Origin of the sequence: Jeongeupia chitinilytica, assembly GCF_014652315.1 — a bacterium.
GTDB classification, from domain to species: Bacteria; Pseudomonadota; Gammaproteobacteria; order Burkholderiales; family Chitinibacteraceae; genus Jeongeupia; species Jeongeupia chitinilytica.
In genome coordinates this window covers 168,759-174,951 of sequence record NZ_BMYO01000010.1, presented here as the reverse complement: position 1 = coordinate 174,951, position 6,193 = coordinate 168,759, and the positions used below count along the sequence as shown (strand labels likewise).

The 6,193-nt window shown below is 61.7% G+C and carries 3 protein-coding genes; all 3 read left to right on the top strand.

Going from position 1 to position 6,193, the window contains the following annotated elements:
• The first annotated feature begins 186 nt into the window (after positions 1 to 186).
• From IE097_RS17560 to narJ, 3 genes are read left to right on the top strand one after another with little or no spacing between them, the layout of a single operon-like run.
• Entirely contained in the window at positions 187 to 3,942 is a 3,756-nt protein-coding gene (locus IE097_RS17560) for a nitrate reductase subunit alpha (protein ID WP_189462200.1), read from the top strand.
• Complete coding sequence (narH, locus tag IE097_RS17555; RefSeq protein ID WP_189462199.1) at positions 3,939 to 5,498, top strand: nitrate reductase subunit beta; 1,560 nt, start codon at positions 3,939 to 3,941, stop codon at positions 5,496 to 5,498. The genes IE097_RS17560 and narH overlap by 4 nt, the downstream gene beginning before the upstream one ends.
• Positions 5,498 to 6,181 (top strand): nitrate reductase molybdenum cofactor assembly chaperone, encoded by a 684-nt coding sequence (gene narJ / locus IE097_RS17550; RefSeq protein ID WP_189462198.1) that lies wholly within the window; start codon positions 5,498 to 5,500, stop codon positions 6,179 to 6,181. Before narH ends, narJ begins: the two co-directional genes overlap by 1 nt.
• Positions 6,182 to 6,193 lie beyond the last annotated feature (12 nt).

Genomic DNA, 6,193 nt, shown 5'->3' with positions numbered 1-6,193 from the left:
CGGGTTCCCGTGTGAAAGTAGGTCATCGCCAGACTCCCCATGCAAACCCCCTGCAGCCATGCTGCAGGGGGTTTTTGCTTTGGCGTTCGATCATGAAACTTGTTTCCTCCCGAACTGCGGCTAGCCTGTAGATATTGTCGTCCGTGCCTTGCCGGGGTATGGACGCCCAACGTCCCGGGGAAAACAATGAGTCATTTTCTTGACCGCTTGTCCTTCTTTACGCTGTCGCGGGAAGCCTATGCCGATGGTCATGGGGAACTGCGGGTCGAAGACCGTACCTGGGAAGAGGCGTATCGAGCGCGCTGGCAGCACGACAAGATCGTTCGCTCCACCCATGGGGTGAACTGCACCGGTTCCTGTAGCTGGAAAATCTATGTCAAGGGCGGGATTGTTGCCTGGGAAACCCAGCAGACCGATTACCCGCGGACACGGGCCGGGATGCCCAATCACGAGCCCCGCGGTTGCTCGCGCGGGGCATCCTATAGCTGGTATCTCTACAGTGCCAACCGGCTGAAGTATCCGATGATCCGTGGTCGGCTGATGCGTCTGTGGCGCGAGGCGCGCAAAACACTGGCGCCGGTCGAAGCCTGGCAGTCCATCGTCTCGGACGAAGTCAAATGCCTTGAGTACAAGACCATCCGCGGGCGCGGCGGCTTCGTCAGAGCGAGCTGGGAGGAAGCGACCGAACTGGTCGCCGCAGCGAACATCCATACCATCAAGACCTACGGTCCGGACCGGATCATCGGTTTCTCGCCGATTCCGGCAATGTCGATGGTCAGCTATGCCGCCGGCAGTCGCTATCTGAGTCTGATCGGTGGCACGCTGATGTCCTTCTACGACTGGTACTGCGATCTGCCGCCGTCCAGCCCGCAGACTTGGGGCGAACAGACCGACGTGCCGGAGTCCGCTGACTGGTACAACTCGGCGTTCATCATCGCTTGGGGGTCGAACGTGCCGCAGACGCGGACTCCCGACGCGCATTTCTTTGTCGAAGCACGCTACAACGGCACCAAGGTCGTCGCGATTACGCCCGATTATTCCGAGGTTGCCAAACTCTCCGACATCTGGCTGCACCCGAAGCAGGGTACTGATGCGGCGCTGGGCATGGCGATGGGCCACGTCATTCTCAGGGAGTACTTCATCGACCGGCAGGTCGAGTACTTCGACGACTATTGCCGGCGACTGACCGACCTGCCGATGCTGGTGTTGCTCCGCAAGAACGGCGAGCATCTGGTCGCCGACCGCTTCGTCCGGGCCTCCGATTTTGCCGATGCGCTCGGGCAGCGCAATAACCCGGACTGGAAGCCGGTTGCGGTGACCGAGGCCGACAATGCCTGCGTGGCACCGCAAGGGGCCATCGGTTATCGCTGGGGGCAGCAGGTCGAAGGCGACCTTGGCAAATGGAATCTTGAACAGAAGGATGGCGCAACGGGGAATGACGTTCGACTTGCGTTGAGCCTGATTGACCGTCGTGATGATGCGGTGGCGGTTGCTTTTCCGTATTTCGGTGGCAGCGCGCCCGCCGACTTCACCGCCAACGCGCAGGGGGGCGAAGTCCTGCTGCGGCAGGTCCCGGTACGGCGGCTGGTACTCACTCAGGGCGAGGTACTGGTTGCCACCGTCTTCGACCTGATGTGCGCGCATTACGGCGTCGATCGCGGCCTCGGTGGAGAGGTGGCTCGATCGTATGACGACGATATCGCCTATACGCCCGCCTGGCAGCAAACGATCACCGGGGTGCCGGCCGAACAGGTGATTGCGGTTGCGCGGCAATTTGCCGAAACGGCCGAGAAGACCCGCGGCCGGTCGATGGTGATCATCGGTGCGGCAATGAATCACTGGTATCACCAGGACATGAACTACCGTGCCGCCATCAACATGCTGATGCTGTGCGGCTGTATCGGCGTGTCCGGGGGCGGCTGGGCGCATTACGTGGGGCAGGAAAAGCTGCGGCCGCAAACGGGCTGGACTGCACTTGCGTTTGCGCTGGACTGGTTGCGCCCGCCACGGCACATGAACAGCACGTCGTTCTTCTATGCGCATACCGACCAGTGGCGTTACGAGAAGGTGAAGGTCGACGAAATCCTTTCCCCGCTGGCCGATCCCAACCGCTACGGCGGTAGCATGATCGATTTCAATGTCCGTGCCGAACGGATGGGGTGGCTGCCGTCGGCTCCGCAACTGGCGACGAATCCGTTGCGGATCGCTGCGGCGGCAAAGGCGGCGGGACTGGCGCCGAAGGACTACGTCGTCAACGGCCTCAAGGACGGCAGTCTGCGCATGTCGTGCGAGGATCCGGATGCGCCGGTCAACTTTCCGCGCAACCTCTTTGTCTGGCGGTCCAACCTGTTCGGTTCGAGCGGCAAGGGACACGAATACTTTCTCAAGCATTTCGTCGGTGCGCAGAACGGGTTGCTCGGGGACGATCTTGGCGTCGGTGGCGAGGATAAGCCGCAGGAAGTCGTCTGGCACGACACGGCGCCCGAGGGGAAGCTCGATCTGATCACCGTGCTCGACTTTCGAATGAGTACGACCTGCCTCTACGCCGATGTGGTGCTGCCGACCGCGACGTGGTACGAGAAGAACGATCTCAATACGTCGGACATGCATCCGTTCATCCACCCGCTGTCGGCGGCGGTCGATCCGATCTGGCAGACGCGCAGCGACTGGGAAATCTACAAGTCGATTGCGAAGAAGTTTTCCGAACTGGCTGTCGGTCATCTCGGTGTCGAGCAGGACGTCGTTCTGGTACCGATTCTGCACGATACGGCCGGCGAACTGGCCCAGCCGTTCGAGCCGAAGGACTGGAAGAAGGGCGAGTGCGAGCTGATTCCGGGCAAGACCGCACCGAACATTGTCGTCGTCGAGCGCGATTACCCGAATACGTACAAACGTTTCACCGCGCTCGGGCCGTTGATGAAAACGCTGGGCAACGGTGGCAAGGGCATCGGCTGGAATACCGAGCACGAGGTCGACGGGCTGGCGAAGCTCAACAAGGTGGTCATCGAAGAAGGGCCGACCAAGGGATTGCCGAAAATCGAAACCGACATCGACGCGACCGAGGTGATCCTGTCGCTGGCGCCGGAAACCAACGGCGAGGTGGCCGTCAAGGCATGGGCGGCGCTGTCGAAATTCACCGGTCGTTCGCATTCGCATCTGGCCGACGTACGCGAGGATGAAAAGATCCGCTACCGCGACGTGCAGGCACAACCGCGCAAGATCATTTCCAGCCCGACCTGGTCCGGCATCGAAAGCGAGCACGTCAGCTACACCGCCGGCTACACCAACGTGAACGAGCTGATTCCGTGGCGCACACTGACCGGCCGGCAGCAGTTCTACCAGGACCACGCATGGATGCGGGATTTCGGTGAAGGCTTTGCCTGTTACCGGCCACCGGTGGACATGAAAACGGTGGCGCCGCTGTCCGGCAAGCTGCCCAACGGCAATCCGGAAATCTCGCTCAATTTCATTACCCCGCACCAGAAGTGGGGGATTCATTCGACCTATACCGACAATCTGCTGATGCTGACCCTGTCACGCGGCGGGCCGATCGTCTGGCTGTCCGAGACCGATGCCAGGCAGGCAGGCATCGTCGACAACGACTGGATCGAGCTGTTCAACGTCAATGGCGCGATCGCCGCACGAGTGGTGGTCAGCCAGCGGGTCAAGCCGGGCATGTGCATGATGTACCACGCGCAGGAAAAAATCGTGAACGTGCCTGGGTCCGAGGTGACCAAACACCGCGGTGGCATCCACAATTCGGTCACGCGTACCGTGCTCAAGCCGACGCACATGATCGGCGGCTATGCGCAGCTCTCCTACGGCTTCAACTACTACGGCACGGTGGGCAGCAATCGGGACGAGTTCGTCATCGTCCGCAAGATGGCCAAGGTCGACTGGATGGACACGCCGAGTGGCGTTGCCGAGGAGGGCAAGGCATGAAAGTCCGTGCGCAGATTGCTATGGTGCTCAACCTCGACAAATGCATCGGCTGTCACACCTGTTCGGTGACGTGCAAGAACGTCTGGACCAGCCGGCTGGGGATGGAATACGCGTGGTTCAACAATGTCGAGACCAAGCCCGGCATCGGTTACCCGAAGGACTGGGAAAATCAGGACAAGTGGAAAGGCGGCTGGGACCTGAAGCGCAACGGCAAGTTGAGGCTCAAGCAGGGCAGCCGTCTGCAGGTGCTGCTCAACCTGTTTGCCAATCCGAACCTGCCCGAGATCGACGACTACTACGAGCCGTTCACTTTCGATTACGAATTCCTGCAGACCGCACCCGAAATGCCGACGCCGCCGGTGGCGCGGCCGATTTCGGTGATCAGCGGCGAACGGATGGAAAAAATCGAATGGGGGCCGAACTGGGAAGAAATCCTTGGCGGTGAATTCGCCAAGCGCAGCGCCGATTACAACTTCGAAGACGTGCAGAAGGACATCTACGGCGAGTTCGAAAACACCTTCATGATGTACCTGCCGCGCTTGTGCGAGCACTGCCTGAATCCGGCCTGTGTCGCCTCGTGTCCGTCGGGTTCGATCTACAAGCGCGAAGAGGACGGCATCGTGCTGATCGACCAGGACAAGTGCCGCGGCTGGCGCATGTGCGTGTCCGGCTGTCCGTACAAGAAGATTTACTACAACTGGTCGTCCGGCAAGGCCGAGAAATGCATCTTCTGCTATCCGCGCATCGAAGCCGGCCAGCCGACCGTGTGTTCGGAAACCTGTGTCGGGCGGATCCGTTATCTCGGGGTGATGCTGTACGACGCGGACCGGATCGAAACGGCTGCATCGGTGCCCAATCCGCAGGACCTGTACGGCGCACAGCTGTCGGTGTTTCTCGATCCGCATTCGCAGGCGGTGCAGGAGCAGGCGCGCAAGGACGGTGTTCCCGAATTGTGGCTCGAGGCTGCTGCGAGGTCGCCGGCGTACAAGATGGCGATGGAATGGAAGATCGCTTTTCCACTGCATCCCGAGTACCGGACGCTGCCGATGGTCTGGTACGTGCCGCCGCTGTCGCCGATCCAGGCCCGTGCGAACGCCGGCGAGATCGGCATCAAGGGTCATCTGCCCGACGTCGACAGCCTGCGCATTCCGGTGCGCTACCTTGCCAACCTGCTGACCGCCGGGGATGAGCGGCCGGTGCAACAGGCGCTGAAGAAGATGCTCGGCATGCGGGCGTTCTATCGCGAGCGGCAGCTCGAAGGGCACGACAACGCTGCCTTGCTGGCCGAGGCCGGGCTGACCCTGGCCGAGGTTGAAGACATGCACCGCTATCTGTCGATCGCCGACTACGAGGACCGCTACGTGATCCCGACGACGCATCGCGAGTACGCCGAGAATGCCTACCAGCTACGCGGCGAGTGTGGCTTTTCGTTCGGCAACGGCTGTTCCGATGGCAGCACGGAGCCCAGCCTGTTCGGCGGCAAGATGGCCGGCAAGAAAGTGATTCCGCTCAAGACCATGGGCGGGCGCGGAACCGAAAACAAGGTGGACTACTGATGCCGGCATCGTCCCGCCATGAGGCGTCGCCCGCCGCCAATCATGTCCTGCGGCTGCTCGGCGCATTGCTGCTCTACCCGGCGCAGTCATTGCGGGCGGTCCTGCCGGAGATTGCCGCAGAGCTGGCGACCTGCCGCAGTTTGCGGCGGATCGATCGGGAGCGTCTGACTGCGCTGATCGACGAGTTGTCGACGAACGATGACGTCACGGCAGAGGAAACCTATGTCGGTCTGTTCGATCGCGGCAGGGCGACCTCACTGCACCTGTTCGAGCACCTTCATGGCGAAGGGCGGGAGCGCGGTGCCGCGATGATCCGGCTGGGCGAGATGTACCACCACGCCGGCTTCTTGCTCAAACCGGGTGAACTGCCGGATTACCTGCCGGCGCTGCTCGAATTTCTCGGCCACCGGCCGGATGACGAGGTTGCCGCCATCATGGCCGATTGCGGCCATCTGGTCCGCGGAATCGGCGAAGCCGTTGCGGGGCGCGGCAGTCGCTACGCCGCGGTATTCGACGCCGTTCTGGTCCACGCCGGCGAAACCGGTCTGGACTGGTCAAAGGCGGTCGAGCCCGAACCGCTGGCAGACATCGACGACGACTGGATGGACGCGCCGGCCTTCGACAAGCCGGACGAGCAGCCAACAACGTCGACGATCCGTTTCATGCCCAAGCCCGGGCGCTGATTGGCAAGAGCC